Origin of the sequence: Paractinoplanes ferrugineus (genome assembly GCF_016862195.1) — a bacterium.
Taxonomy (GTDB): Bacteria; Actinomycetota; Actinomycetes; order Mycobacteriales; family Micromonosporaceae; genus Actinoplanes; species Actinoplanes ferrugineus.
Window position 1 is genome coordinate 41327 of record NZ_BOMM01000020.1, and the last position, 25034, is coordinate 66360.

Below are 25034 nucleotides of genomic sequence, written 5' to 3' on the forward strand. Positions count from 1 at the left end.
CTCGGCCTAGAGCTGCCGGGGCCGGACGCAGAACTCGTTGCCGTCCGGATCGGTCAGGGCGATGTGCGGCTCGCCCGGGTGCTGGTTGCGGTCGGCGCGCTTGGCGCCGATCGCGATCAAGCGGTCGGCGTCGGCCTGCTCGTCGTCGCTCACCAGGTCGAAGTGCAGGCGGCCCCGGCCGGTTCCGGGCGCCGGCGGTTGGCCACCCCAGGAGATCTTGGTGCCGCCCCGGGGCGACTGGATCGCGGTTTCCTCGTTCTCGTCCCAGACCAGGGGCCAGCCGAGGGCCTCGGCCCAGAAGTAGCCGGCCGCCGCGGAGCCGTCGCCGGCCAGGCAACCCTCGAAGCCACAGCCGGCCAGGAAGCCGTTGCCCGGCTCGATGACGCAGAACTCGTTGCCCTCCGGGTCGGCCAGCACGACGTGGTCCTCGTCGGGAAGCTGCCCGACGTCGATGTGCCGGCCGCCGAGCGCCAGGGCCTGGGCGACGGTGTTCTGCTGGTCGGACAGCGACGTACTCGTCAGATCGAAATGCATCTGGTTCGGCCCCCGCTTGGGTTCCGGCGCGGGCCGGAACCGGATCCGGAAGCCCGGCTCACCGGCCGGCCGCAGCGTGTCGCCGTCCCGCTGCCGGCCCAGCAGTGCGGCCCAGAACTCGGCCAGCCGGTGGGGTTCCTGTGCGTCGATGCAGAGCGCGAACAGCTCGGTCATGGGGGCGAACCTAGCAAGAGGGCCGATTCCCGGCCAACGAGTTGGCCGGGCGTACCACGTTTCGGACGCCGGTCAGGCGACGATCAGCAGGACGATCGCCACCAGCGGGGCCAGGCCCTGCACGGCGGCGGCCCGGAGCATGCGGCGGTTGGTGGCCAGCAGCACCACGGCGGCGGCCAGCATGCTGCCGCACCCGGCCGCCACCAGCGCGGTGCCGGCCTGGGTGGGGCCGGTGTGGGCCAGGAGCACGCCGACGATCGCCGACACGGCCAGGAACAGGTTGTAGAAGCCCTGGTTGAACGCCCACGAGCGGACCGCCGGAACGTCCGACTCGGGAACGCCGAAGGTTCGGTAACCCTGCGGGCGGGGGAACAGGATCGCCTCCAGGATGAAGATGTAGACATGGATCAGGGCCGCTAGCACGGCCGCGGCCTGGGCGATGGCATTCATGATCGGAATTCTGCCGGACCGGGGTCGGGTCGCGGCGAAGTACCACAAATATCGATGTACGCCGATAGGGTCAGCCGATGCGACTGAACCGGCTGATGGCCGTCACCCTCTGTGCCCTCACCGCCTCGGCGGCGGCCGTCGCGCCCGCCACCGCGGCGACGAAAGGCCCCACCGAACCCATCCACGACTACACCCAGGCCGTTCGCGAACGTGTCTGGGTGCAGACCCCGGTCGACAGCGACGCCGACGGCCGGCCCGATCGGGTCGCGGTCCGCGTGATCCGGCCCGCGACCGCTACCCGGGTCCCGGTGATCTTCCAGGCCAGTCCCTACTACGCCGGGCTCAACGACGTACCCAACCACGACGATGTCGACCGCGGCGTCAGCGCGTTCGGCACCTCGCCGGGGCTCGACCGGGCGGCCGAGACGATCACGTTCAGCGGCTACCTCGACAACTACTTCGTGCCGCGCGGCTACGCCGTGGTCTTCGCCGACAGCCTCGGCAGCGGGGGTTCGGACGGGTGCCCCACCTCGGGCGGGCGCAACGAGACCCTCGGCATGAAGGCGGTGATCGACTGGCTCAACGGGCGGGCCCCCGGCTTCGACGAGAGCGGGCAGGCGGTCGGCGCGGGATGGTCCACCGGGCGTACCGGGATGATCGGGGTCTCCTACAACGGGACCCTGCCCAACGCCGTGGCCGCCACCGGAGTCCGCGGGCTGGAGACCATCGTGCCGATCGCGGCCATCTCCAGCTGGTACGACTACTACCGGGCGAACGGCGGCGTGGTGGCGCCCGGCGGCTTCCAGGGCGAGGACACCGACGTGCTGGCCAAGGCGGTGCTGACCCGGGCCCACCCCGAGGTCTGCGAGCGGGTGCTGGCCGACCTCGAGAAGCGACAGGACCGGGAAACCGGCGACTACAACGCGTACTGGGCGGAGCGGAACTACGTGCGCGACGCCGGGAAGGTTCGCGCCAGCGTGTTCGTGGTCCACGGGCTGCACGACGACAACGTGCGCACCCAGCAGTTCGGGCAGTGGTGGGACGCGCTGCGGGGGCCCAAGAAGATCTGGTTGCACCAGGCCGACCACACCGACCCGTTCAACGTACGGCGTGACGTCTGGCTCGCCACGCTGCACCGGTGGTTCGACTTCTGGCTCTACCGGATCGACACCGGGATCATGGGTGACCCGCAGGCCGACGTGGAGACGGCGCCCGGCCACTGGCAGACCTCGTCGACCTGGCCGCCCCGGTCGACCCGCCCGGTTTCGGAGAAGCTGGGCAGCGGCCCTCGACAGGTTTTCGTCGACGATCCCGCCCGTACGCCGCAAAGCCTGGTGGCGAACGAGACCGTGCCCGATCCGAACCGGCTGATCCATCTCGGACCTGAACTTGCGCGTGAAACGCGCCTTTCCGGCACTGCCTCGGTGACTGTGCGGGCCGACCTCACCGGCGGGTCGCCGTACCTGACCGCGCTGCTCGTCGACTACGGCACCGCCGACCGCTGGGCCGGCACGCGCACGCTTGCCGAGCAGGACTGCGTCGGCCCGGGTATCCCCGGCGACCCCGGCTGCTTCAACCGGCGCGAGGAGGTGGTGGACTCGACGCCCTACGAGATCGTCACGCGGGGCTGGCTGGACGTCCGGAACCGGCTCACCCCGGCCCGGACCACGCCGATCAGGGCCGGTCAGTCGGATGAGTTCCGCTGGAACCTGCAGCCGACCGAGCACGTCTTCGCGGCCGGCCACCGCATCGGCCTGGTGCTCGTCTCCACCGACCGCGACCACACCCTGCGCTACCCGGCCGGCACGGTCGTCGGGGTCCGCCCGGCCCTGTCCTCGGTGACCCTGCCGCTCAGTTGACCGGCGCGCCGCCGCCCTCGGCCCCGGGGGCGGCGGCGTCGGCCCCGGCGGCGGTTTGGGCCCCCACGGCGGTTTGGGCTCGTCTGCGCACCAGCTCCTCGACCGCGCTCGGCAGCGTCGTCTCGAAGTCGATGAGCTTGGCCCAGGTCGGGGTGACCACGATGCGCACCATGCCGTCGTAGAGGGAGCGGACCTCGGCCTCCCAGTGGACGCGCTGCTCGGCGGTCATCTCGTAGCTGCCGTTCATCTCGAGGTATTCCGCCGGGATGCCGGTGACCACGTCGAGCTCCGCCCGCCCGCGGATCAGCAGGATCTTCGGCGGGTGGACCTCGGTGTCGACGGTCAGCGCCACCATCGGGTGGCGGCGCAGCGCGGGCAGCTTCGGCGCGTTGGTCGCGGTGCACATCACGATCTCGGAGCCGTTCCAGGTGAACGCGATCGGGATGCTGCGCGGGGTGCCGTCCTCGGCGACGTAGGCGAGCCGGGTCAGGTCGCGGGCCAGCAGCTCCTGGCTGAGCGGTCGGCTGAGGATCTCGGTGACGTCGGTCGGTCTCATGCCCTGCTGACGAAACCGGGCGGACGTTCTCGACATCGCTCGTCCGAATGCACGCGGCGAAATGTACAACCTCACCATCGCCGGCGCCCCCACCTACTAGGTGCTTGCCGGAGCGACGCCGGTGCTGGTGCACAACGAGGGTGTGGACGACTGGTCGGGCAACCCGCGGGCCGATGTCCAGCAGTGGAACGGAGGACACCCGCCGCTGACCGGCGGGCCCGCCGACGGGGTCTACTACAAGGTCGACAACAACACCGACGGCGCGGTCACCGGCTGGGGCGTCTACGACCGCAACGGCAACCTGCGTTATCGGGTCGACCTGTTCGGTGCGGCGCACAACGGCGTGGAGACACCGCACTGGCAGCCGTACAAGACCAACACCAACCCCAGGACCGGGCAGACGTACGTCGACAAGACGCCGGACGCCTTCGAAGGTCCTGGTCCGTACGGCGAACCCGCGTTCGGCTGCTGACTAGGATGATCGAGTGAGATCGACGGCGGTGCGGGCTCTGGTGGAGCTCGCGACGAGTGCCGACTGTCGTGACCGGGCCGACGCGGGCCGGGCGCTGGCGAGTTTCGCCGAGATGCCCGAGGCGCGCGCCGCCCTGGCGCGGGTGGTCGTCGACCCCGAGGACACGTTCGTCACCCTGGTCACCGCCGAGGCGCTGCTCCGGCGCTCGGACGCCAAGGGATTGTCGCTGGTCGCCGCCGCCCTGGCGGAGACCGACGACCAGCAGCACGCGCAGATCCAGGAGTCGGTGTCGCGGGTGTTCCTGCTCTACGCGAGTGAGCGGGACGCGGCGCTGGCCCTTTGCGCCTCGCTGCCGGACGGCGCTCTGCTGGCCGCCCTTTTGTCGGAGATCGAGCCGATTCTCTATCCGGCCTGACCGGTTTTTCGAGGGGCGCGGCGGACTTCGGTCGGCTGCGCCCCTTTTTCTGTGCCCGTACTCGAGTCTTGCAAAGTCTTGTCTCAATATTGCAATCCTGTGTCACGGACGTTACGTTGCCCGTTATCCCCTTGATGTGGACGGAGCCCCGACCGGCCGCATCGCTTATCGCTTCGTCCGAAAGCGAGCAACCATGTCCAGAAGAAGGCTCGGCGCCGCTCTCTGTGCCGCCGCCCTGCTCGGCACCACCCTGTTCGCCGCGTCCCCGGCCCAGGCCGCCGCGACCGGTGGCAGCGGCGCCACCCTGCCCTACGTCGAGGTGCAGGCGGAGAGCTCGGCCACGAACGGCACGCTCATCGGCCCGTCGGCGGCCTACAACACGCTCGCCGGCGAGGCGTCCTATCGCAAAGCGGTGACCCTGGCCGCCGGGCAGTACGTCGAGTTCACCACCCCGGTGGCGACCAACTCGATGGTGTTCCGCTACAGCATTCCCGACTCGGGCAGCGGCTCGGTCTACACGACGCCGATCAACTTCTCGATAAACGGCGCCGCGTCCTCGGCCTTCACCCTCACCAACGCCTACAGCTGGTACTACGGCAGCTATCCGTTCACCAACCAGCCCGGCAGCAACCCGCACCACTTCTACGACGAGGCGCACCGGCTGCTCCCGTCGAGCTACCCGGCCGGCACGAAGTTCCGGCTCACCGCCACGTCGAGCACGACCGTCGACTTCGCCGACTTCGAATCGGTGGCGGGCGCGCTGTCCCAGCCGTCCGGCTCGGTCTCGATCACCGCCAAGGGCGCCGACCCGACCGGCGCGGCCGACGCCACCGCGGCGTTCAACTCGGCGATCCAGTCGGCCGGTGCCGGCGGCACGGTGTGGATCCCGGCCGGCACCTTCCGCGTCCCCGGTCACATCGCGGTCAACAATGTGACGATCAAGGGCGCCGGCATGTGGCACTCGACGGTCGTCGGCGCCGCGCCCGGCTTCTACGGCAACGACGCGCCCAACCCCAGCACCGGGGTGCACCTCGCCGACTTCGCGATCTTCGGCGACGTCCAGGAGCGCAACGACTCGGCGCAGGTCAACGCGGTCGGCGGGGCGATGAGCAACTCGACTGTCGACCGGTTGTGGATCGAGCACCTCAAGGTCGGCGCGTGGATGGACGGGCCGATGGACAACCTGGTCCTGTCCGGACTGCGCATCCGCGACGTCACGGCCGACGGGGTCAACTTCCACAAGGGCGTCACGAACTCCAAGGTCACCAACTCGGACCTGCGCAACACCGGTGACGACGGCCTGGCGACCTGGGCCGAGTCGGTGGCCGACGCGAACGACTCGTTCGATCACAACACGGTGCAATATCCCATCCTGGCCAACGGCATCGCGATCTACGGCGGTCACGACAACTTCGTCACCGACAACCGGGTGATCGACTCCGGCCTCACCCAGGGTGGCGGCATCCACGTGGCGCAGCGTTTCGCCAGCACCCCGCTGGGCCGCACCGACGTGCTGCGCAACACCATCATCCGGTCCGGTGGTCTCGACCCGAACTGGCAGTTCGGTGTCGGCGCGCTCTGGTTCGACGCCCGGGACGGCGCGATGACCGGCCTCACCAACGTCGACAACATCCTGATCCAGCAGAGCCCGTTCGAGGCGATCCAGTTCGTCTCCGGCTCGCAGATCTCGAACGTCAAGATCAATAACGCGACCATCCAGAACACCGGATCGTACGTCGTCCAGGAGCAGGTCGGCGGCTCGGCGACGATCTCCGACAGCACCGCCACCGGCACCCTCGGGCCGGCCGCGAGCTACAACTGCGGCGTCGGCTTCACGCTCACCGACGGCGGCGGCAACTCCGGCATCTTCGGCTCCACCGCCTGCACCCAGGTGACCGCCCCGACGTTCCCGCCCTACCTGCCGGACAACGGCGCCCTGATCTCGATCAGCCCGTCCACGCTCGGCTTCGGCTCGGTCGCGACCGGCTCGACGAGCGCCGCCCAGACCGTCACGGTCACCAACTCGGGCTCCGCCGCCGCGCCGGTCACGTCCGTGGCCACCAGTGGCGACTTCAGTCAGACCAACACCTGCGGCTCGTCCGTCGCGGCCGGCGGCTCCTGCACAGTGAGCGTCCGGTTCACCCCCGCCTCCGCGGGGGCCCGCGGCGGCAGCCTGACCGTCACCGCCGCCGGGACCACCAGCGGCGTGCCGCTCTCCGGCACCGGCGTCGCCCCCGGCCCGGTCCTGGCCGCCTCGCCGTCGTCCCTGTCGTTCGCCGGCACCACCGTCGGCGCCACCTCGGCCGCCCAGCCGGTGACCGTCACCAACACCGGCACCACCACCGCGACCATCTCCGGCGTGACCGCCTCCGGTGACTACGCGCAGACCAACAACTGCGCGTCGGTTGCGGCCGGTGCCTCCTGCACGGTCACCGTCACCTTCAAACCCACCACGTCGGGTACGCGAACCGGCAGCGTGACCGTCACCGGCAACGCCAACAACAGCCCGCTCGTGATCGCCCTGACCGGCGACGGCATCGGCTCGGCCACCAACCTCGCGGCCGGTCGTCCCGCCACCGCGAGCAGCCAGGTCAACACCACCCAGGCGGCGTCGACGGCCACCGACGGCGCCGCCTCGACCTACTGGGAGAGCGACAACAGCGCGTTCCCGCAGTGGTTGCAGGCCGACCTGGGCGCCGCGTACGACATCGGCAAGGTGACCCTGAAGCTGCCGCCGGCCACGGCTTGGGCCGCCCGCACCCAGACACTGTCCGTGCAGACCAGCACGAACGGTTCCACCTTCGGCACCGCGGTCGGCTCGGCCACCTACCGGTTCGACCCGGCCACCGGCAACACGGCGTCGATCGCGGTGCCCGGCACCTCGGCCCGCTACGTCCGCGTCACCATCACCGCGAACTCGGGTTGGCCCGCCGGCCAGGTGTCCGAGCTCGAGGTCTACCCGAGTGGCGGCACCACCACCCCGGCCGCGGTCCTGTCGGCCGACCCGGCGTCGCTCACCTTCGGCAGCCAGAGTGTGAACACGACAAGCAGCGCCCGCTCGGTGACCGTCACCAACAGCGGTACCGCCGCCGCCACGTCCCTGGCCGCCTCGGTGTCCGGCGACTACGCCCAGTCCAACAACTGCGGTACCGCCCTGGCCGCCGGCGCCTCCTGCACGGTGACCGTCACGTTCCGCCCGACCGCCGCCGGCACCCGGACCGGCGGGGTCACCCTGACCGGCGGCGGGGCGAGCACCACCGTCGCCCTGACCGGCACCGGCGCGGGCACCACCAGCACGAACCTGGCCGCCGGCAGGCCGACGAGCGAGTCGAGTCACGCCGACGTCTACGGTTCGGGCAACGTCACCGACGCCGACCCGAACACCTACTGGGAGAGCGGCAACCACGCGTTCCCGCAGTGGGTGCAGGTCGACCTGGGCTCGGCGCAGAGTGCCGGCCGGGTGGTCCTGCAACTCCCGGCGGCGTGGGGTGATCGCACCGAGACGCTGTCGGTGCTGGGCAGCACCGACGGCTCCACCTGGAGCACGCTGAAGGCCTCGGCCGCCTACAACTTCACCCAGTCGGCCGGCAACACGGTGACGATCACCTTCACCGCGTCGACCCAGCGCTACTTCCGGCTGAACGTCACCGCCAACTCCGGCTGGCCGGCCGGCCAGATCTCCGGTTTCCAGGTCTGGAACAGCTGACCGCCCGGCGCCCGGGGCCGGTTGCGCCCCGGGCGCCGGCCCGCGTGCGGCGGCAATCCGGTTCGCGGTCAGGCGAGCAGGCCGGCGGGGCGCCCGAGGTCCGGCAGCGGGGCGTCCCGGCGCAGCAGGCCGATCTCGATCATCTCGGCCCACAGCGCGGCCGGTGGGGGCGGGCCGAAGGCCAGGGCGGCGTTTCGGCTCACCTCGTGCGGGCCCTGTGCACCGACCACCGTGGTGCGGACGGCCGGGTGGGCCCCGGCGAAGTGCAGGGCGGCGGCGGGCAGGGTCGAGCCGTGGCGCTCGCAGACGGCCGCCATGGCCGAGGCGCGGGCCACCAGTGCCTCCGGAGCCTTCTCGTAGTCGTAGCGCAGACCCGCGTGCGGCCGGTCCTCGGCGAGCAGACCGCCGTTGAACACGGCCGCGTTGAGCACCGCGACGTCCCGCTCGGCACACAGCGGCAGGAGCGTGCCGAGGGCCGACTGCTGGAGCAGCGAGTAGCGCCCGGCGACCATCGCGACGTCGAGGTCGGTGTCGGTGACGAACCGGCAGGCGATCTCCAGGTCGCCGGTGCCGATGCCGATCTCGCTGAGCACGCCCTCGGCGCGCAGCGCGTGCAGGGCCGGGTAGGCCTGGTCGAGGGCGTCCGCCGGGTGTTTCTCGGGCTCGTGGATCAGGACCATGTCGACCCGGTCCAGGCCGAGCCGGTCCAGGCTGTCGTCCAGCGAGCGGCGGACGCCGTCGGCGGTGAGGTCCCAGATCCGCCGGTGGGTGGCCGGCACGTCGAACAGGTCCTCGTCCCGGCCGGTCGCGGCGGGCGTCGGCACCAGCAACCGGCCCACCTTGGTGCTCACCCGGTAGTCGGCTCGTGGTCGCCGGCGCAGCGCCGCACCGAGCCGGCGCTCGGAAAGCCCGAGCCCGTAATGCGGCGCGGTGTCGAAATAACGGATACCGGCGTCCCAGGCGGCATCGACGGTCGCCGCCGCCCCGTCGTCATCGATGGCGCGATAGAGGTTACCGATGGGCGCGCAGCCCAGCCCGAGTCTCATGATCGGCGCTTTTACCCGGCGTACGCCGATTACAACGTCGGACCCAGGCATTGGTCGCTGCCGGCCGGTCTGAGGGCCGCGTCACAACGGCGGGTCGGGCTGTCACGAATGGACGCGCCGAACGGTCCTGATCGCATGACCCAGCATCGTGTCGTGGTCGTCGGCGCCGGCTTCGGTGGGCTTTTCGCCACCCGGGCGCTGCGTCGCGTGCCCGCCCAGGTGACCCTGATCAACCCGACCACCTACCACCTCTTCGAGCCGCTGCTCTATCAGGTCGCGACCGGCATTCTCTCCGAGGGCGAGGTCGCCCCGCCGATCCGGGAGATCTTCCGGGCCCGCCGGAACCTCGACATCCAGCTCGGCTGGGTCACCGACGTGCGACCCGACGTCAAAGAGGTGATCGCGACCGGTCTCGACGGAAAGGAACGGCGAGTTCCGTACGATTCGCTGATCGTCGCGGCGGGCGCGCAGAACTCGTATTTCGGCAACGACGGCTTCGCCGAGCACGCCCCGTCGCTGAAGAGCATCGACGACGCGCTCGAGGTCCGGGGGCGCATCTTCCACGCGTTCGAGATGGCCGAACTGGCCGACGATCCCGTCGAACGGCGACGATGGCTGACGTTCGCGATCGTCGGTGCCGGGCCGACCGGTGTCGAATTGGCCGGACAGATCGCCGAGTTGGCCCAGCGGGCCCTGAAAGGTCAGTACCGCCATTTGCCGGAGACCCGCGTCGTGCTGCTCGACGCGGTCGACCGGGTGCTGCCCGCGTTCGACCATCAGCTGTCGGAGAAGGCGAGCAGAACCCTGGCCAAGCTCAAGATCGACGTACGCCTGGGGACGCGTGTCGTCGACGTCGACCGGACGGGTGTCACCTTTGCCGGCGGCGAGCGCCTGGACGCGTACACCAAGATCTGGGCCGCCGGGGTGATGGCCCCCGGCCTGGCCGGGCGGCTGGCCGAAGCGACCGGCGCGCGCACCGACCGGGCCGGCCGCATCGTGGTCGAGCCCGACCTGACGGTGCCCGGTCATCCGGAGATCTTCGTGGTCGGCGACATGGCCGCGCAGAACCTGCCGGGCGTGGCCCAGGTGGCGATGCAGGGCGGCCGGCACGCCGCGCGAGTGATCGCGGGCCGGCTGACCGGCAAGCCGGTGGCCGCGCCGTTCAAGTATTTCGACAAGGGCAACATGGCGACGATCTCACGGTTCTCGGCCGTCGCGAACGTCGGCCAGCTGCACCTGTCCGGTCTGCTCGGCTGGCTGAGCTGGCTCGGCGTGCACCTGTTCTATCTGATCGGTTTCAAGAACAAGGTGAGCACGCTGATGCACTGGACCGTCAGTTTCCTGGGGCGAGGGCGTTCCGAGCGGATCGCCACGACTCAGCAGATCAACGCCCGGAACGCCTTGCACCATCTATCGGCGGACGACCAGCACCGGGCAGTCGGCGTGGTGCAGCAGCTGCAGAACGGTCGATCCGAGTAGGGCCGCGGCGAGACTGCCGTGGCCGTGACTGCCCACCACGGTCAGCGCGGCGTGCCGGGTGGCCTCCACCAGCGCCGCCGCCGCGCCCTCCCGGGTGAGCACGGTGGCCACATGGACCTGCGGATACCTGGCCCGGTACGGAGCGAGCCGGGTCTCGAGGCGCTCGCCCGCGTCCTGGTCGTCGGCGAGGTAGGCGCGCACCACGAGGAGGGTCGTGTCCCGGTCGGCCGCCGCCGCGAACGCGGTCGGCAGCACCTGATCGGCCGCGGGGGAGTCGTCCACCCCGGCCACCACGGCGCCGTCACCGGGCGCGCCGTGACCGTCCGGGCCGGCCCGGACCACCGCGACCGGGCACGGCGCGTGCATGGCCATCCGCTGACTGACCGAGCCCAGCAGCATGCCGGCGAATCCGCCCCGGCCCCGGCTGCCGAGCACCAGCAGTTCGGCCCCGTCGGCCGCCTCGAGCAGCCGGGGGACGGCCGGACCGGGCCGGATGTCGGTCTCGATGTGCAGATCCGGCACCACGTCCCGGGCCCGGTCCCGGGCGTCCGCCACTACTCCCCGGGCCAGCGACTCGGCGACGTCCAGGTGTTCGGCGCCGATGTCGAAGCGGGACTCGAGCCAGTCACTGTCGTAGGCGTACACGATCCGCAGGCTCGCCCGGCGCCGCCGGGCCTCCGCCGCCGCCCACCGGACCGCGACGCCCGCCGTTTCGGTGCCGTCGGTCGCGACCACCACGCTCATCTCGCCGCCACCCCCAGCAGGCCGGTCGCCCAGCTGCGGGCCCGGTCCTGCTCGCCGTCGAGCAGGGGGCCGGTCATGCCGCTGACCCGGAAGTCGGCGGGCGGCGACACCAGCCGGCAGCCCAGCCGGTGCAACCGCGTGCCGGCCTTGCGCGCCGCCGAGCCGGACAGCGGCTTGTCCATCCGGCTGCCGAACGCGGCCGCCGCCAGCCCGGTGAGCGGTCCGCGGGTGTCGAGGTATTCGCGTAGGCCGACACCGCCGGGCGGGGCGCCCAGCCGGGCCGCCTCGGCCCGGCTGGCGGGCCGGCTGAGCCCGAACGCGTGGGTCGGCGCACCCACGACGAGCAGGTCGAAGCCGTCGATCGCCGGTTCCGTGGAGACCTCGGCCAGGCTCACCTCGGCGCTCGCGGACAGCCCGTCGGCAATCGCCCGCGCGAGTTTCCCGGTGTTGCCGAACATCGATTCGTAGACGACCAGCGCTCTCATTGTCGGCCTCCTCGACGTCCACTCTGGCTCCGCCCGGCGCGCCCGGTCAGGGCCGATCGGCCCTCGGCGGTGGGACCTGTGTTGCCCTCAGGTTTTCGGCGGGTTACCTTCTGGGAGCGCTCCCATCGACGGATGTCTTTCCCCTCTCCGGAAGGAAGCCCCCGTGTCCTCCTCATCCCCCCTCCGCCGGCGGCTGACCACCGCCGGCCTCGCGGCCGTCTGCGCCACCGCGGCGGCCGGCGTCTGGCTCGCTGCCGGCGGCACCGCCTCGGCCGGCACGGTCAGCGGCGCCCTCTACCGCGACCCCGACACCGCCGTCGCCCGCTGGGTCTCGGCCAACCCCAACGATTCGCGTACGGCAGTGATCCGCGACAAGATCGCCAGCCAACCGGCGTCCCGCTGGCTGTCGAACTTCAACGTCTCCACCGTCCAGGCGGAGGTGAGCGGTTACGTCGGCGCGGCCAACGCGGCCGGCCGGATCCCGCAGCTCACCCTCTACGGCATCCCCAACCGGGACTGCGGTGGCGCCAGCGCGGGTGGTGCCCCCGACCTCAACACCTACCAGTCGTGGGTCAGCAACATCGCCCGCGGCCTCGGCAACCAGACCGTGCTGATCCTGCTCGAGCCCGACTCGATCGCCCTGCAGACCTGCCTGAGCAGCGGCGAGGTCCAGGCCCGGGACAACGCGCTGCGCACCGCCACCCAGACGTTGAAGGCCGGCAACCCGAACGCCAAGGTCTACCTCGACGCCGGTCACTCGACCTGGAACTCCGCCAACGAGCAGGCCTCGCGGCTGATCGCGGCCGGCATCACCAGCGCCGACGGCTTCTACTCGAACGTCTCGAACTTCAACTCGACCGCCAGTGAGGCCGCGTTCGGCCGGTCGCTCATCTCGGCGCTGAACAGCCGCGGTGCCTCCGGCAAGCGTCAGGTGATCGACACCAGCCGCAACGGCGGAGCGTCCGGCGACTGGTGCGGCGACGACAACACCGACCGTCGCATCGGCGCCTACCCGACGACCGCCACCAACGATGCCAACATCGACGCCTACATCTGGGTGAAGCCCCCGGGCGAGGCCGACGGTTGCAAGTACGCCGCCGGTTCCTTCCAGCCCGACCTGGCCTACAGCCTGGCGTCCTCCGCCCCGAACCCGCCGGTGACGACGCCTCCCACCACCGCCCCGACCACGCCCCCCACCACCGCGCCGACCACGGCCCCGACCACCGCGCCCACCAGCGCCCCGCCGGCCGGCGCCGGTTGCTCGGCGAGTTACCAGACCACCGGCTCGTGGTCCGGCGGCTTCCAGGGCGACGTCACCATCAAGGCCGGCAGCAGCGCCATCACCGGCTGGACGGTCACCTGGACGCTGGCCGGCGGCCAGTCGATCACCCAGGCCTGGAACGGCGAACTGACCACCTCCGGCTCCACCGCCACCGCCCGCAACGTCTCCTGGAACGGCGCCCTGCCGGCCGGCGGAACCACCCAGTTCGGCTTCCTCGCCAACGGCACCGCCTCCACCCCCACCATCACCTGCACCGCTCGCTGATCGGCTCCGGGCCCGGCCACCAGGCCGGGCCCGGCCCCTGATCCGGTGCCGCCTGATCCGGTGCCGCCTGACCCGGGCCGAATCCGCTCATGGCTGTCCGTTCGCGCACCTTCCCACCGTCGAGGCGCGCTACCGCGTGACGCCGACCCAGTACGCCCGCCGCGGCCCGCGCAGCTTCAGTGAAAATGGTGCCGCCGGAGTCGCTGAGGCCCCCTTTTCAGGGAAGTTGTGGTCGAGACGCCGACGTCGCTCGGGCTGGATCGGGAAAGCGATCATCCGGGCGTCGGTGGTGGCTCGGCGGGCGTGTTCGTAGAAGTCGGGGGCGGCGCAGGCGAACAGGGTGCGGCCGTCGGGTCCGCCTACGGCGCAGGCGTAGACCGGGGTGCCGGGTGTCAGTTCGTCGGTGATCCGGCCGTCGACCAGGCGCAGCAGGCGGGAGTCGGTGGCGTCGGCGAGCCACCGGGCGCCGTCGGCGTCCGGGCCGCTGCCGTCGGGGGCGACCACCACCTGGGGCAGCAGTTTGTCGAACTCGCGTTCGGTGGGCAGCGGGCCGAACTCGGCCCACCCCCGGCGGTTGCCGAGGGAGCCGTCCGGGGCCAGGTCGAAGGCGGTGACGCGGTTGCCGAAGGTCTCGTTCACCAGCAGTGTGCCGTCGGCGGTGAGCACGACGCCGTTGGGGAACCAGAGGTCGTCGGCCACCTCGGTGACGGTGCCGTCGGGGTCGACCCGGTGCGGCGAGGCGGTGGCCGGCGGGGCGCCGGCCATCAGGTCATAACCGAAATTTCCGACGTAGGCCCGGCCGGCCGCGTCGACCACCATGTCGTTGAGCTGGCCGGTGGCGGGGGGCCTCAGCGAAGTGGAGTTCCTCGATAAGGGTGTACGGCTGCGTGATCATTGAGATCCTCCTCACAGTGATCGCATGGTCACCAGGCTGGGCCGCCGGTGTCAAGGTTGCCGAGGCGGCCCACGATCCACCGCGAGGCCGCGCAGGCGATACCGAGAGGCCCGATGAGATGACATCCGAGCTGCACGTCGCGACAACCGGATCCGATGACGCCGACGGTTCCGCCGAGCGGCCGTTCCGCACGATCAACCGCGCCGCCGCACTGGCCCGGCCCGGGGACACCGTCGTGGTGCACGCCGGTGAATATCGGGAATGGGTCAAGCCGCAGCGCGGCGGGCTCAGCGACACCCGCCGGATCACCTATCAGGCGGCGCCCGGCGAGCACGTCGTGATCAAGGGGTCGGAGCGGATCACCGGCTGGACGGCGGACGGCGGGACGGTCTGGAAAGCCGCGATCCCGAACGCGATCTTCGGCGACTTCAACCCGTACGCCGAGGAGATCTTCGGGGATTGGGTCGTCGACCGGCCCGGGGAGAAGCGCAAGCACCTGGGCGACGTCTACCTGGACGGGCTGAGCTTCTACGAGGTGAGCAGCCGCGACGAGGTCGGGGCGGCGGCCGAGCGGACCGAGGTCGTCGACGACTGGACCGGCACCACCGTCGCGACGCCGAATCCGGCGCAGACCGCGCTGGTGTGGTTCGCCGAGGTGGGCGCGGACGAGACGACCATCTGGGCGAACTTCCAGGGCGCCGACCCCAACGAGCGGACCACCGAGATCAACGTACGCCGATCGGTGTTCTACCCGGAGAAGAACCACCTCGACTGGATCACCGTGCGCGGTTTCGAGCTGGCGCAGGCCGCCACCCCGTGGACGCCGCCGACCGCCGACCAGCCCGGACTGATCGGCCCGAACTGGGCCAAGGGCTGGATCATCGAGGACAACGACATCCACGACGCGAAATGCTCGGCGATCTCGATCGGCAAGGAGGAATCGACCGGACACAATTTCGCCAGCCTGCGGGGTGACAAACCGGGCTATCAATATCAGCTCGAGTCGGTCTTCTCGGCCCAGCAGATCGGGTGGGACAAGGAGCACATCGGGTCGCATGTGATCCGTCGCAACACCATTCACGACTGCGGGCAGAACGGCGTCGTCGGCCATCTGGGATGTGTGTTCTCCACCATCGAGGACAATCACATCCACCACATCGCGACCAAGCGTGAGTACTACGGCTACGAGATCGGCGGCATCAAGCTGCACGCGGCGATCGACGTGACGATCCGGCACAACCGCATCCACCACTGCTCGCTCGGCACCTGGCTGGACTGGCAGACGCAGGGCACCCGGATCTCGCGCAACGTCTTCTACGCCAACAGCCGGGACCTGTTCGTCGAGGTGTCGCACGGCCCCTACCTGGTCGAGCACAACGTCCTCGCCTCGCCGGCCGCGATCGAGTCGTTCAGCCAGGGTGGCGCCTACGTCAACAACCTGATCGCCGGCACGGTCCGGATCGAGGACGTGATGGACCGGGCGACGCCGTACCACCGGCCGCACAGCACGCAGGTCGCCGGTTACGCGTTCATCGTCGGCGGTGACGACAGGTGGGTGGGCAACCTGTTCGTCGGCATCGACCCGGCGACCGCGTACGGCAAGTACGGCCAGCCGGGCGGGCAGCCGCACAGCGGTCTCGACGGCTACGACGAGTTCCCGGCCTCGTGGGCGGAATACCTGCAGCGCATCGCCGACCAGCCGCCGGGCGACCACGCCCGGTTCATCGGGGTCAAGCAGGCGGTGTACGCGCGGGACAACGTCTACACCGCCGGCGCCAAGGCGTTCGCCGGTGAGGCCGGCGCGACCGTGCTGGCCGGCGGAGCGGCCCGGGTGGTCGAGGAGGGCGCCGAGGTCTACCTGGTGACCGACCTGCCGGCCGAGTTCGACCAGGCCCGCGTCGGTGTGGTGGGCGGCCGCGACCTGGAGCGGGTGCGGTTCGTCGACGCCGAGTTCGAGGAGAACGACGGCACCCCGGCCGTGCTGGGGGTGGACCTGACCGGCGTACCCAAGGAAAGCGGTTCGTTCGCGCCCGGCCCGATCGCCGGCCTGGCCGCGGGCCGCAGTCGCACGCGCCTCTGGTGAGCGGACGAACGCCGGCCCACCCGCCGGGCTGAGGTGACCTCGCCCGTTGGGACGGCGTTTACTTCTCGGGCGGGAAGTCACTTCCCGCCCGAGAGGCCGAACACCTTCAGGACGGGGACAGCGGTGCCTGAACGCAAGCAAGGATCCGGGGCCAAGGGCATCCAGGACATTCTGTGGAAGGCCGCCAACCGGCTTCGCGGCACCATGGACGCGGCCCAGTACAAGGAGTTCGTCCTCGGGCTGGTCTTCCTGAAGTACATCTCGGACGCGTTCGCGGAGCGCCGGGAACTGCTCTCCGGCGACGACGACCGGCAGCGCTACGCCGGCGTTTTCTGGGTGCCGGAGAACGCTCGCTGGGACCACCTCGCCCGCAACGCCGGCGGGGACGTCGGTGGGCTGCTCGACGACGCCATGGACGCGATCATGCGGGAGAACCCGGCGCTCGACGGGGTGCTGCCGAAGATCTTCGGGCGGGGCGGGGTCGATCCGGCGCCGCTGCGGGAACTGGTCACGCTGATCAGCGACGCGCGCTTCACGGGCCATGCGGACCGGGCCGCGCAGGACGTGCTCGGTCAGGTCTACGAGTATTTCCTGGAGAAGTTCGCGCGGGCCGAGGGGAAACGGGCGGGGGAGTTCTACACGCCGGCGAGCGTGGTGAAACTGCTCGTGGAAGTGCTGGAACCCTTCCACGGCAAGGTCTACGACCCCTGCTGCGGGTCGGGTGGCATGTTCGTGCAGGCCGGGCGCGCGCACGGGCGCGACATCACGGTGTACGGGCAGGAGGCCAACGAGCGCACCTGGCGGCTCGCCAAGATGAACCTGGCCATCCACGGGATGGATCCGGGCGGGCTCGGCGACCGGTGGGCCGACACCTTCGCCGAGGACAAGCAGCCCGGCCTGGCCGCCGACTTCATCCTGGCCAACCCGCCGTTCAACATGAGCGAGTGGGCGCGGCGCGCGGACGACCCCCGCTGGGTGTACGGGCTGCCGCCGCGCGGGAACGCCAACTTCGCCTGGCTGCAGCACATGGTGGCGAAGCTGGCCCGGGGCGGCCGCGCGGGCGTGGTGCTCTCCAACGGCTCGATGTCGTCCAAGCTCTCCGGCGAGGGCGCGATCCGGCGCCGGATCGTCGAGGAGGACCTGGTCTCGTGCATGGTGGCGCTGCCCGGCAACCTGTTCCGCAGCACCGCGATCCCGGCCTGCGTGTGGTTCCTCGGTCGCGACAAGCAGCAGCGGCGCGGCCAGATCCTCTTCGTCGACGCGCGCCAGCTGGGCACGATGGTCGACCGCACCGAGCGGGTCCTGACCGACGGCGACATCGCGCGGATCGCGGACACCTATCACGCGTGGCGCACCTCCACCGCGTACACCGATGTGCCGGGTTTCTGTTTCTCCGCCTCGCTGGAGCAGGTCGCGGAGAACGACCACATCCTCACCCCGGGCCGCTATGTCGGCGCCGCCTCGGCGGAGGCCGACCCGGACGCGGAGCCGGTCGCCGACCGGATCGCCCGGCTCACCGAGGAGCTGTTCGCGCAGTTCGAGGAATCGGCGCGGCTCGCGGCGGCGGTCCGGGAACAGCTGGGGAAACTGGATGTCTGACTGGCCGGTCGGCACCGTGCGCGACATCGCGGTGCCCCGGGGCCTGGTCGGCGGCCCGTTCGGCTCGATGCTGGGGGCCAAGGACTACGTCGCGTCCGGCGTCCCGGTGATCCGCGGCGTCAACCTGGCCGGCGACGGCCTCTTCGACCCGGCCGAGTTCGTGCACGTGACCAGGGAGAAAGCGGCCGGCGAACTGGCCGGCAACCTGGCCCGGCCCGGCGACGTGGTCTTCACCCAGCGCGGCACCCTCGGCCAGGTCGGCCTGGTTCCGCCGGCGCCGCACGACACCTACGTCGTCTCCCAGTCGCAGATGCGCCTGCGCGTCGACCCCGGCCGGGCCGATCCGCGCTACGTCTACTACCAGTTCCGGTCGGCCCAGGTGCGGGCGGCGATCCGCGGCAGCGCCATCGCCACCGGGGTCCCGCACATCAACCTCGGCATCCTCGCCGCCGTGCCGATCGTGATCCCGCCACTGGCCGACCAACGCGCGGTGGCCGGCCTGCTGGGCTCGCTGGACGACAAGATCGCCGGGAACGACCGGCTCGCGGCGACGGCGATGGACCTGGCCGAGGCCGAGTTCGCGGCCGTGCCGCGGGACCGGGCGGCGAAGCTCGGCGATCTGCTCGACCTGGTCTACGGCAAGGCTCTGCCGGCCGCGCGGCGCCGGGGCGGCCCGGTGGTCGTGCACGGCAGCGGCGGCCCGGCCGGCCGGCACGACGAACCGCTCGTCGACGGGCCCGGCGTCATCGTCGGCCGCAAGGGCACGGTCGGTGCCGTGCGCTGGTCCGACGACGACTTCTTCCCGATCGACACCACGTTCTACGTCCGGCCGAGAACCATTTCGCTGGAGTACGCCTATTTCCTGCTCCGGACGCTGGGCCTGAGCGGGATGAACAGCGACTCCGCGGTCCCCGGCCTGAACCGGTCCCGACTCCTGAACCTCCCGGTGCGCGCCCCCGCCACCGACACCGCCTTCACCGCACGGGTGCGTCCCCTGTTCGCCGTGCGTGCTCGAACGGCCCGGGAGAGCGCCGCCCTGCGGGCCCTGCGCGACGACCTGCTGCCCCGCCTGATCTCGGGCGAACTGCGGTGTGCGCACTTGGCGGGCCGGCGGGCTCAGGAGCCGGCGCGGGTTGCCGAAAGGTTGCAAGAGGGACGTTGACGGTAACGGCTGAGGCGGGGGTCTGGTCGTGACGATGGATGAGGCGCCGCGTGGCCGGTGGAGCTTCGCGGACCTGCCGGTCCTGCCGAAGACGATCGCGGGCGCGGTGATCACGCTCGCGGTCGCGCTGGTGGTGGGCATAGTCGCGCTGGTCAAGCTCGACACCACCGCCGGTCAGGTCCAGGAGATGTACGAGCTGGAGGTCCAGCCGCTCATCGTGCTGGGCCGGGCGGACCGGACGATGATGCAGCTGCGGGTGGACCTGCTGCGGCACGGGATCAGCCGGTCGGCCGCGAACAAGGAGAAGGCCGAGCAGCTGATCGCCGAGCACGAGCAGCAGCTCGCCGGCTACGTCGCCGCCTATCGGCCGAAAGCCGCCGACCCGGCGCTGATCGACACCTTCGCCGCGGACTGGAAAGCCGCCTCGACGGTGCGCTCGACGCTGCTGGAACTCTCCCGCACCGGCAAGACCGCCGAGTTCGAGCAACTGCGCACCACCACCTATCAGTCGGCGGTGGACAAGGCGACCGCCGACCTCGACGCGGCCAACGAGGCGGAGACCACCCAGTCGGCCAGCCGGGCCGCGCAGGCGCGGGCGGACTACAACGGCGCCCGTACGCTGATCGTCGTACTGCTCGTCGTCGGCGGGCTCCTGGCCCTCAGCCTCGCCGTGCTGGTGGCGCGGGCGATCGTCCGGTCCGTGCGGTCCGTGTCGGTGGTCGCGAAGGCCCTGGCCGAGGGTGATCTGACGGTGCGGTCGGGGGTGCGCTCGTCCGACGAGCTCGGGCTGATGGCCCGGGACCTCGACGGCGCGGTGGGCGCGCTGCGAAACACGGTATCGGAGCTGGAGGCCAACGCGGTCACCCTGGCCGGGTCGAGTGAGGAGCTCGCCGCCACGTCGAGCCAGATCGCGGAGGCCGCCGAGCGCACCAACGCCCAGGTCAGCGCGGTGTCGGCGAGTGCCGGGCAGGTCGGTCTGAACATCGCCACGGTGGCGGCCAGCTCCGAGCAGATGGGTGCGGCGATCAACGAGATCGCCAGTAACGCCGGCGAGGCCGCCCGGGTCGCCGCCGACGCGGTCGTCCTCGCCGAGTCGACCAACCAGACGGTGAGCAAGCTCGGGGTCTCATCGGCCGAGATCGGCAACGTGATCAAGGTGATCACCCAGATCGCCGAGCAGACCAACCTGCTCGCCCTGAACGCCACCATCGAGGCCGCCCGCGCCGGTGAGCAGGGCAAAGGCTTCGCGGTCGTGGCCAGCGAGGTCAAGGACCTGGCCCAGGAGACCGGCCGGGCCACCGAGGACATCAGCAACCGGGTGCAGGCCATCCAGAACGACTCGGCCGGCGCGGTCAGCGCGATAGCCGAGATCCAGGCCGTCATCGGGCAGATCAACGAGTTCCAGACGACCATCGCGTCGGCCGTCGAGGAGCAGACCGCCACCACCAACGAGATGGTGCGCAACGTCAGCGCCGCCGCCGCCGGAGCCGCCGAGATCTCGCACTCGGTGAGCGACGTCTCCGACGCCACCCAGAACACCGCCGCCGCCGTCACCGAGGCGCAGCAGACCACCGCCGAACTTGCCCGAATGGGCAACGACCTTCAGCGCATCGTCACCCAGTTCCGGGTGGCGTAGCTTGGGTCCATGGCGGAGATGAAGAAGCTCATCAACGATCCCGCACACGTGGTCGCCGACGCCCTGCGCGGTGTCGCGGCCGCCCATCCCGAGCTGCGCGTCGACCACGAGCAGCGGGTCATTTTCCGGGCCGACGCGCCGGTGCGTGGCAAGGTCGGCCTCGTCTCCGGCGGCGGTTCCGGGCACGAGCCGCTGCACGGCGGGTTCGTCGGGCCCGGCATGCTCGACGCGGCCTGCGCCGGGGAGATCTTCACCTCCCCCGTGCCCGACCAGATGGTCGCCGCCACCCGGGGCGTCGACGGTGGCGCCGGGGTGCTGCACATCGTCAAGAACTACACCGGCGACGTGCTGAACTTCGAGATGGCCGCCGAGATCGTCGCCGCCGACACCGGCACCGAGGTGCTCTCCGTGATCACCGACGACGACGTCGCGGTCCAGGACAGCCTCTACACCGCCGGGCGCCGCGGCGTCGGCGGCACGGTGCTCGTCGAGAAGCTCGCCGGGGCCGCCGCCGAGGAGGGCCGCACCCTCGGCGACGTGGCTGCGGTCGCCCGGAAGGCCAACGACAACGGCCGCAGCATGGGGCTGGCGCTCACCTCCTGCACGGTGCCGGCCGCCGGCCGGCCGACGTTCGAGCTGCCGGCCGGCGAGATGGAGGTCGGCATCGGCATCCACGGCGAACCGGGCCGCCGCCGGGTCCCGCTCGCCACCGCCGCCGAAGCCGCCGAGATGCTCGTCGCGCCGATCCTGGCCGACCTCGACTTCACCGGCAGCCCGGTGATCGCCTTCGTCAACGGCATGGGCGCCACCCCGCTCCTCGAGCTCTACGTCCTCTACCAGGAGGTCGCGACCATTCTCGAGAAGTCGGGCGTGCGCATCGCCCGGTCGCTGGTCGGGCCCTACATCACGAGCCTCGACATGGCCGGCGCCTCGGTGACCCTGCTGCGCGCCGACGACGAGATCCTGCGCCTGTGGGACGCCCCGGTGCGCACCCCGGGCCTGCGATGGGGAAGCTGAGCCGCATGGTCGACACCGACGCTCTGCACGCCTGGATCCGCGAGTTCGCGCGTCTGGTCGAGCAGCACCAGGATCTGCTCACCGAGTTGGACTCCGCGATCGGCGACGCCGATCACGGAGCCAACCTCCATCGAGGCATGTCCGCCGTGGTCGAGGTGCTGCGGGCGGAGACCCCGTCGACCCCGGCCGAGCTGTTCAAACGTACGGGGATGACGCTGGTGTCGACGGTGGGTGGCGCGAGCGGCCCGCTCTACGGCACCGCCTTCCTGCGCATGTCCGCGACCGCCGGTGAGGCCGAGACACTCGACGCGGGCGACCTCGCGAAGATCCTCCGGGCCGCGCTCGAGGGCGTCGTCACCCGGGGCAAGGCCCAGGCCGGCGACAAGACGATGTACGACGCGCTGGCCCCCGCCGTGCGGGCCCTCGAGGAGGCGGTCGGGACCGGGCAGCCCCTGGCCGAGGCCCTCGACGCCGCCGCCCGCGCCGCCGAGCGGGGCCGCGAGGCGACGACCGCGATGATCGCCCGCAAGGGCCGCGCCAGCTACCTCGGCGAACGCAGCGCCGGTCATCCGGATCCGGGCGCCACGTCGGTCACCTACCTGGTGGTGGCCGCGGCCACGGCGCTGGCCTGAGCACCGCCATGGTCGCCGTGGTGGTGGTGAGCCACAGCCGTGCCCTGGCCCGGGCCGCCGTGGCGCTGGCCGCCGAGATGGCGCCCACCGCCCGCATCGAGATCGCGGCCGGCCTCGACGAGAAGACGCTCGGCACCGATGCGACCGCGATCAGGTCCGCGCTGGCCGCCGCCGACGACGGCTCCGGCGTGGTGGTGCTGATGGACCTCGGCAGCGCCGTCCTCTCCGCCGAACTGGCTCTGGAGATGGTGGACGACGAACTGCGCTCACGCGTGCTCCTGTGCCCGGCGCCGCTGGTCGAGGGCCTGGTCGCCGCGGCCGTCGCGGCGGCCTCGGGAGCCGGCCGGGACGAGGTCGCGCGCGAGGCGATCGCCGGCCTGGCCGGCAAACAGGCACAGCTCGGCGAGGCGCCCGCTCCGGCCCAGCCGGCTCCGGCCCAGCCGGCTCCGGCCCGGCCCGGTGCCGCTCAGCCCGCTCCGGCGGGGGAGTTCGGGGCGGTGGCGACGGTGCGCGTGGGCAATCCGCACGGGCTGCATGCTCGGCCGGCGGCACGGCTGGTCACCGAGGCGCGCCGGCTCGACGCCGGGGTCGAGGTGCGCAACCGGACGACCGGGTCGGGGTGGGTGCCGGCCACCAGTCTGTCCCGGGTCGCCACGCTGGGGGCGCTGCGCGGCCACGAGATCGACGTGCGGGCGTCCGGGCCGCGGGCTCGCCAGGCGGTCGACGAGATCGTCGCGGTGGCGGCCCGGCAGTTCGACGAGACGCCGCCGGAGCTCGAGAAGATCGGGGAGTGGGGCGGCGACGACCCGGTCGACGTCGGCAAACTCGACGGGGCGACGACCGGCGTGCGCCGTGGACAGCCCGCCTCCGCCGGCATCGGCCTCGGACCGGCCTGGCGGCGGTCGAGCACCTCGCCGGACCTGCCCGACGAGCCGTCCCGGGGCGCCGACGCCGAGTGGCGGCGGGTGACCGACGCGGTCGCGGCGGTGCGCCGGGAGATCGACAAGATCTGGGAGGGCAACCCCGAGGCCAGCATCTTCGACGCGCACCTGCTCCTGCTCGACGATGCCGAGCTGCTCGGCGAGGCGCGCCGGCGGATCGACGCGGGCGCGGCGGCCCCGCCGGCCTTCCGGGGCGCGGCCGGCCTGATCGCGGCCGACTTCGACGCCCTCGAGGATCCCTATCTGCGCGGTCGTGGCGACGACGTGCACGCGGTGGCCGACCAGGTGCTGCGGGCGATGCTCGGCATCGCCGAGCGAACACCCGCGGGCGACGGCGTCCTGGTGGCGGCCGACCTCACCCCGGCCGAGGCGGCGACCCTTGATCCCGTACGCGTCAAGGGGGTGCTCCTGGCGTTCGGCAGCGCCACCTCGCACGGCGCGATCCTGGCCCGCACCCGGGGGATCCCGATGGTGGTCGGAGCCGGCCCGGCGGTCCTGAGTGTCCCGCCCGGCGCGGCGGTGGCGCTGGACGGCTCCACCGGCGAGTTCGCCGTCAACCCGCCCGGCGACGTGCTGACCCGGTTCCGGGAGCGGGCCGCCTCGCGGTCGGCACGCGCCCGCGCCGCCGGGTCCCGCGCCCACCAGCCGGCCGTGACCGCCGACGGCGTGCGCATCGAGGTCGCCGCCAACATCGGCTCGCTCGCCGACGCGACCGCCGCCGCCGAGCACGGCGCCGATCTGGCCGGTCTGGTGCGCACCGAGTTCCTCTTCCTCGACCGGGCCGCCGCCCCCGGTGCCGACGAGCAGTTCGCCACCTATCGGCAGCTCGCCGCGGCCCTCGGCGGCCGGCGGATCACGCTGCGCACGCTCGACGTGGGCGGGGACAAGCCGCTGCGCTACGCGCCGGCGCCGCACGAGCAGAACCCCTTCCTGGGCGTACGGGGTATCCGCCACTCCCTCGCCCACCCGGCCCTGTTCGCCGAGCAGCTCCTCGCGATCGCCCGGGTGGCCCGCGAGACACCGGTGAGCGTCATGTTTCCGATGGTCAGCACGGTGGCCGAGATCGTGGCGGCCCGGCGCATGCTCGACGACGCCCTGGCGCGCACCGGACCGGCGGCGGGACTGCGGGTCGGCATCATGGTCGAGGTGCCGGCCGCCGCGTTGCGGGCCGCGGCCTTCACCCCGTACGTCGACTTCGTCAGCGTGGGCACCAACGACCTGACGCAGTACACCCTGGCCGCGGAGCGGGGCAATGCCGCCGTGCCGGCGGACGGCCTCGACCCGGCGGTGCTCCGCCTGGTCGGCGGGATCTGCCGGCGGGCCGGTGTGCCGGTCGCGGTCTGCGGGGAGCTGGCCGGCGACGAGGCGGCCGTGCCGTTGCTGACGGCCCTCGGCGTACGCGAACTGAGTGTCGCGCCGCCCGCCGTGCCGCTGGTGAAGGAGGCCGTCCGGGCCACCCGGCTCGACCTCGCCGGTCCGCTCGCGGAACGCGCGCTCGAACTCGCCGACGCCGCCGATGTACGCCGCTTGTCGGTCCAATCCGGGCGCTGATACAAAACGAACATTCAGGCCATCGCTCGGGTCATATGACCTGAGCGATATG

General features: G+C 71.8%; 20 protein-coding genes. 13 read left to right on the top strand and 7 right to left on the bottom strand.

The features are described 5' to 3' along the window. Positions 1-6: 6 nt before the first annotated feature. Both Afe05nite_RS13310 and Afe05nite_RS13315 read right to left on the bottom strand, forming a co-directional pair. Positions 7-708, bottom strand: coding sequence for a VOC family protein (locus Afe05nite_RS13310; RefSeq protein WP_203817372.1), 702 nt, complete (start codon positions 706-708; stop codon positions 7-9). A 72-nt stretch (positions 709-780) separates the two neighbouring features. Then, positions 781-1158 carry a DUF1304 domain-containing protein gene (locus Afe05nite_RS13315; RefSeq protein WP_203817373.1) on the bottom strand — a complete coding sequence of 126 codons (378 nt, stop codon included), beginning with the start codon at positions 1156-1158 and terminating at the stop codon, positions 781-783. Between the two features lie 77 nt (positions 1159-1235). Between Afe05nite_RS13315 and Afe05nite_RS13320 the strand changes: the two genes are divergently transcribed. Further along, complete coding sequence (locus tag Afe05nite_RS13320) at positions 1236-3017, top strand: Xaa-Pro dipeptidyl-peptidase (RefSeq protein ID WP_203817374.1); 1782 nt, start codon at positions 1236-1238, stop codon at positions 3015-3017. Here the strand turns inward: Afe05nite_RS13320 and Afe05nite_RS13325 are convergent. Then, on the bottom strand, positions 3010-3573 hold the full coding sequence (locus tag Afe05nite_RS13325; protein ID WP_203817375.1) for a pyridoxamine 5'-phosphate oxidase family protein: 564 nt from the start codon (positions 3571-3573) through the stop codon (positions 3010-3012). The genes Afe05nite_RS13320 and Afe05nite_RS13325 overlap by 8 nt on opposite strands. Before the next feature lie 100 nt (positions 3574-3673). On the opposite strand from Afe05nite_RS13325, the gene Afe05nite_RS13330 reads away from it, so the two are divergent. From Afe05nite_RS13330 to Afe05nite_RS13340, 3 genes are all read left to right on the top strand, one after another. Next, positions 3674-4045, top strand: coding sequence for a polymorphic toxin type 24 domain-containing protein (locus Afe05nite_RS13330; protein WP_203817376.1), 372 nt, complete (start codon positions 3674-3676; stop codon positions 4043-4045). A gap of 13 nt (positions 4046-4058) precedes the next feature. Beyond that, positions 4059-4460 carry a hypothetical protein gene (locus tag Afe05nite_RS13335; protein ID WP_203817377.1) on the top strand — a complete coding sequence of 134 codons (402 nt, stop codon included), beginning with the start codon at positions 4059-4061 and terminating at the stop codon, positions 4458-4460. A 193-nt stretch (positions 4461-4653) separates the two neighbouring features. Beyond that, complete coding sequence (locus Afe05nite_RS13340) at positions 4654-8166, top strand: choice-of-anchor D domain-containing protein (RefSeq protein WP_203817378.1); 3513 nt, start codon at positions 4654-4656, stop codon at positions 8164-8166. A 68-nt stretch (positions 8167-8234) separates the two neighbouring features. Here Afe05nite_RS13340 and Afe05nite_RS13345 read toward each other — a convergent pair whose 3' ends face one another. Then, positions 8235-9212 carry an aldo/keto reductase gene (locus tag Afe05nite_RS13345; protein WP_203817379.1) on the bottom strand — a complete coding sequence of 326 codons (978 nt, stop codon included), beginning with the start codon at positions 9210-9212 and terminating at the stop codon, positions 8235-8237. A gap of 135 nt (positions 9213-9347) precedes the next feature. Between Afe05nite_RS13345 and Afe05nite_RS13350 the strand changes: the two genes are divergently transcribed. Next, on the top strand, positions 9348-10691 hold the full coding sequence (locus Afe05nite_RS13350) for an NAD(P)/FAD-dependent oxidoreductase (RefSeq protein WP_203817380.1): 1344 nt from the start codon (positions 9348-9350) through the stop codon (positions 10689-10691). Here the strand turns inward: Afe05nite_RS13350 and Afe05nite_RS13355 are convergent. Together Afe05nite_RS13355 and Afe05nite_RS13360 are read right to left on the bottom strand one after the other, a co-directional pair. Beyond that, positions 10623-11435, bottom strand: coding sequence for a universal stress protein (locus Afe05nite_RS13355; protein WP_203817381.1), 813 nt, complete (start codon positions 11433-11435; stop codon positions 10623-10625). The genes Afe05nite_RS13350 and Afe05nite_RS13355 overlap by 69 nt on opposite strands. Beyond that, complete coding sequence (locus Afe05nite_RS13360; RefSeq protein ID WP_203817382.1) at positions 11432-11920, bottom strand: flavodoxin family protein; 489 nt, start codon at positions 11918-11920, stop codon at positions 11432-11434. The genes Afe05nite_RS13355 and Afe05nite_RS13360 overlap by 4 nt, the downstream gene beginning before the upstream one ends. Before the next feature lie 163 nt (positions 11921-12083). On the opposite strand from Afe05nite_RS13360, the gene Afe05nite_RS13365 reads away from it, so the two are divergent. Further along, a complete protein-coding gene (locus Afe05nite_RS13365; protein ID WP_239117788.1) occupies positions 12084-13466 on the top strand; it encodes a glycoside hydrolase family 6 protein in 1383 nt (460 codons plus the stop codon). Positions 13467-13595: 129 nt separating this feature from the next. On the opposite strand, the gene Afe05nite_RS13370 is transcribed toward Afe05nite_RS13365, so the two are convergent. Further along, a complete protein-coding gene (locus Afe05nite_RS13370) occupies positions 13596-14318 on the bottom strand; it encodes an SMP-30/gluconolactonase/LRE family protein (RefSeq protein ID WP_307835632.1) in 723 nt (240 codons plus the stop codon). A 161-nt stretch (positions 14319-14479) separates the two neighbouring features. Between Afe05nite_RS13370 and Afe05nite_RS13375 the strand changes: the two genes are divergently transcribed. The 7 genes from Afe05nite_RS13375 (at position 14480) to ptsP (ending at position 24982) form a co-directional block, all read left to right on the top strand. After that, on the top strand, positions 14480-16444 hold the full coding sequence (locus tag Afe05nite_RS13375) for a right-handed parallel beta-helix repeat-containing protein (protein WP_203817384.1): 1965 nt from the start codon (positions 14480-14482) through the stop codon (positions 16442-16444). 123 nt (positions 16445-16567) lie between these two features. Next, entirely contained in the window at positions 16568-18043 is a 1476-nt protein-coding gene (locus Afe05nite_RS13380; protein WP_239117789.1) for a class I SAM-dependent DNA methyltransferase, read from the top strand. After that, positions 18036-19205 (top strand): restriction endonuclease subunit S, encoded by a 1170-nt coding sequence (locus Afe05nite_RS13385; RefSeq protein ID WP_203817385.1) that lies wholly within the window; start codon positions 18036-18038, stop codon positions 19203-19205. The genes Afe05nite_RS13380 and Afe05nite_RS13385 overlap by 8 nt, the downstream gene beginning before the upstream one ends. A gap of 34 nt (positions 19206-19239) precedes the next feature. Continuing rightward, positions 19240-20841, top strand: coding sequence for a methyl-accepting chemotaxis protein (locus tag Afe05nite_RS13390; protein ID WP_239117795.1), 1602 nt, complete (start codon positions 19240-19242; stop codon positions 20839-20841). A gap of 9 nt (positions 20842-20850) precedes the next feature. Beyond that, positions 20851-21858 (top strand): dihydroxyacetone kinase subunit DhaK, encoded by a 1008-nt coding sequence (gene dhaK, locus Afe05nite_RS13395; protein ID WP_275407468.1) that lies wholly within the window; start codon positions 20851-20853, stop codon positions 21856-21858. Positions 21859-21863: 5 nt separating this feature from the next. After that, complete coding sequence (gene dhaL / locus Afe05nite_RS13400) at positions 21864-22490, top strand: dihydroxyacetone kinase subunit DhaL (RefSeq protein WP_203817387.1); 627 nt, start codon at positions 21864-21866, stop codon at positions 22488-22490. An 8-nt stretch (positions 22491-22498) separates the two neighbouring features. Continuing rightward, positions 22499-24982 carry a phosphoenolpyruvate--protein phosphotransferase gene (gene ptsP / locus Afe05nite_RS13405; protein ID WP_203817388.1) on the top strand — a complete coding sequence of 828 codons (2484 nt, stop codon included), beginning with the start codon at positions 22499-22501 and terminating at the stop codon, positions 24980-24982. Positions 24983-25034: the final 52 nt, after the last annotated feature.

Bases quoted from the DNA above. Each gene is read 5' to 3' on its own strand.
- Afe05nite_RS13375 (WP_203817384.1), top strand. From the start codon at position 14,480: ATGACATCCGAGCTGCACGTCGCGACAACCGGATCCGATGACGCCGAC.
- Afe05nite_RS13340 (WP_203817378.1), top strand. From the start codon at position 4,654: ATGTCCAGAAGAAGGCTCGGCGCCGCTCTCTGTGCCGCCGCCCTGCTC.
- Afe05nite_RS13310 (WP_203817372.1), bottom strand. From the start codon at position 708: ATGACCGAGCTGTTCGCGCTCTGCATCGACGCACAGGAACCCCACCGG.
- ptsP (WP_203817388.1), top strand. From the start codon at position 22,499: ATGGTCGCCGTGGTGGTGGTGAGCCACAGCCGTGCCCTGGCCCGGGCC.
- Afe05nite_RS13390 (WP_239117795.1), top strand. From the start codon at position 19,240: ATGGATGAGGCGCCGCGTGGCCGGTGGAGCTTCGCGGACCTGCCGGTC.
- Afe05nite_RS13345 (WP_203817379.1), bottom strand. From the start codon at position 9,212: ATGAGACTCGGGCTGGGCTGCGCGCCCATCGGTAACCTCTATCGCGCC.
- Afe05nite_RS13355 (WP_203817381.1), bottom strand. From the start codon at position 11,435: ATGAGCGTGGTGGTCGCGACCGACGGCACCGAAACGGCGGGCGTCGCG.
- Afe05nite_RS13360 (WP_203817382.1), bottom strand. From the start codon at position 11,920: ATGAGAGCGCTGGTCGTCTACGAATCGATGTTCGGCAACACCGGGAAA.
- Afe05nite_RS13385 (WP_203817385.1), top strand. From the start codon at position 18,036: ATGTCTGACTGGCCGGTCGGCACCGTGCGCGACATCGCGGTGCCCCGG.
- dhaL (WP_203817387.1), top strand. From the start codon at position 21,864: ATGGTCGACACCGACGCTCTGCACGCCTGGATCCGCGAGTTCGCGCGT.
- Afe05nite_RS13325 (WP_203817375.1), bottom strand. From the start codon at position 3,573: ATGAGACCGACCGACGTCACCGAGATCCTCAGCCGACCGCTCAGCCAG.
- Afe05nite_RS13315 (WP_203817373.1), bottom strand. From the start codon at position 1,158: ATGAATGCCATCGCCCAGGCCGCGGCCGTGCTAGCGGCCCTGATCCAT.
- Afe05nite_RS13350 (WP_203817380.1), top strand. From the start codon at position 9,348: ATGACCCAGCATCGTGTCGTGGTCGTCGGCGCCGGCTTCGGTGGGCTT.
- dhaK (WP_275407468.1), top strand. From the start codon at position 20,851: ATGGCGGAGATGAAGAAGCTCATCAACGATCCCGCACACGTGGTCGCC.
- Afe05nite_RS13320 (WP_203817374.1), top strand. From the start codon at position 1,236: ATGCGACTGAACCGGCTGATGGCCGTCACCCTCTGTGCCCTCACCGCC.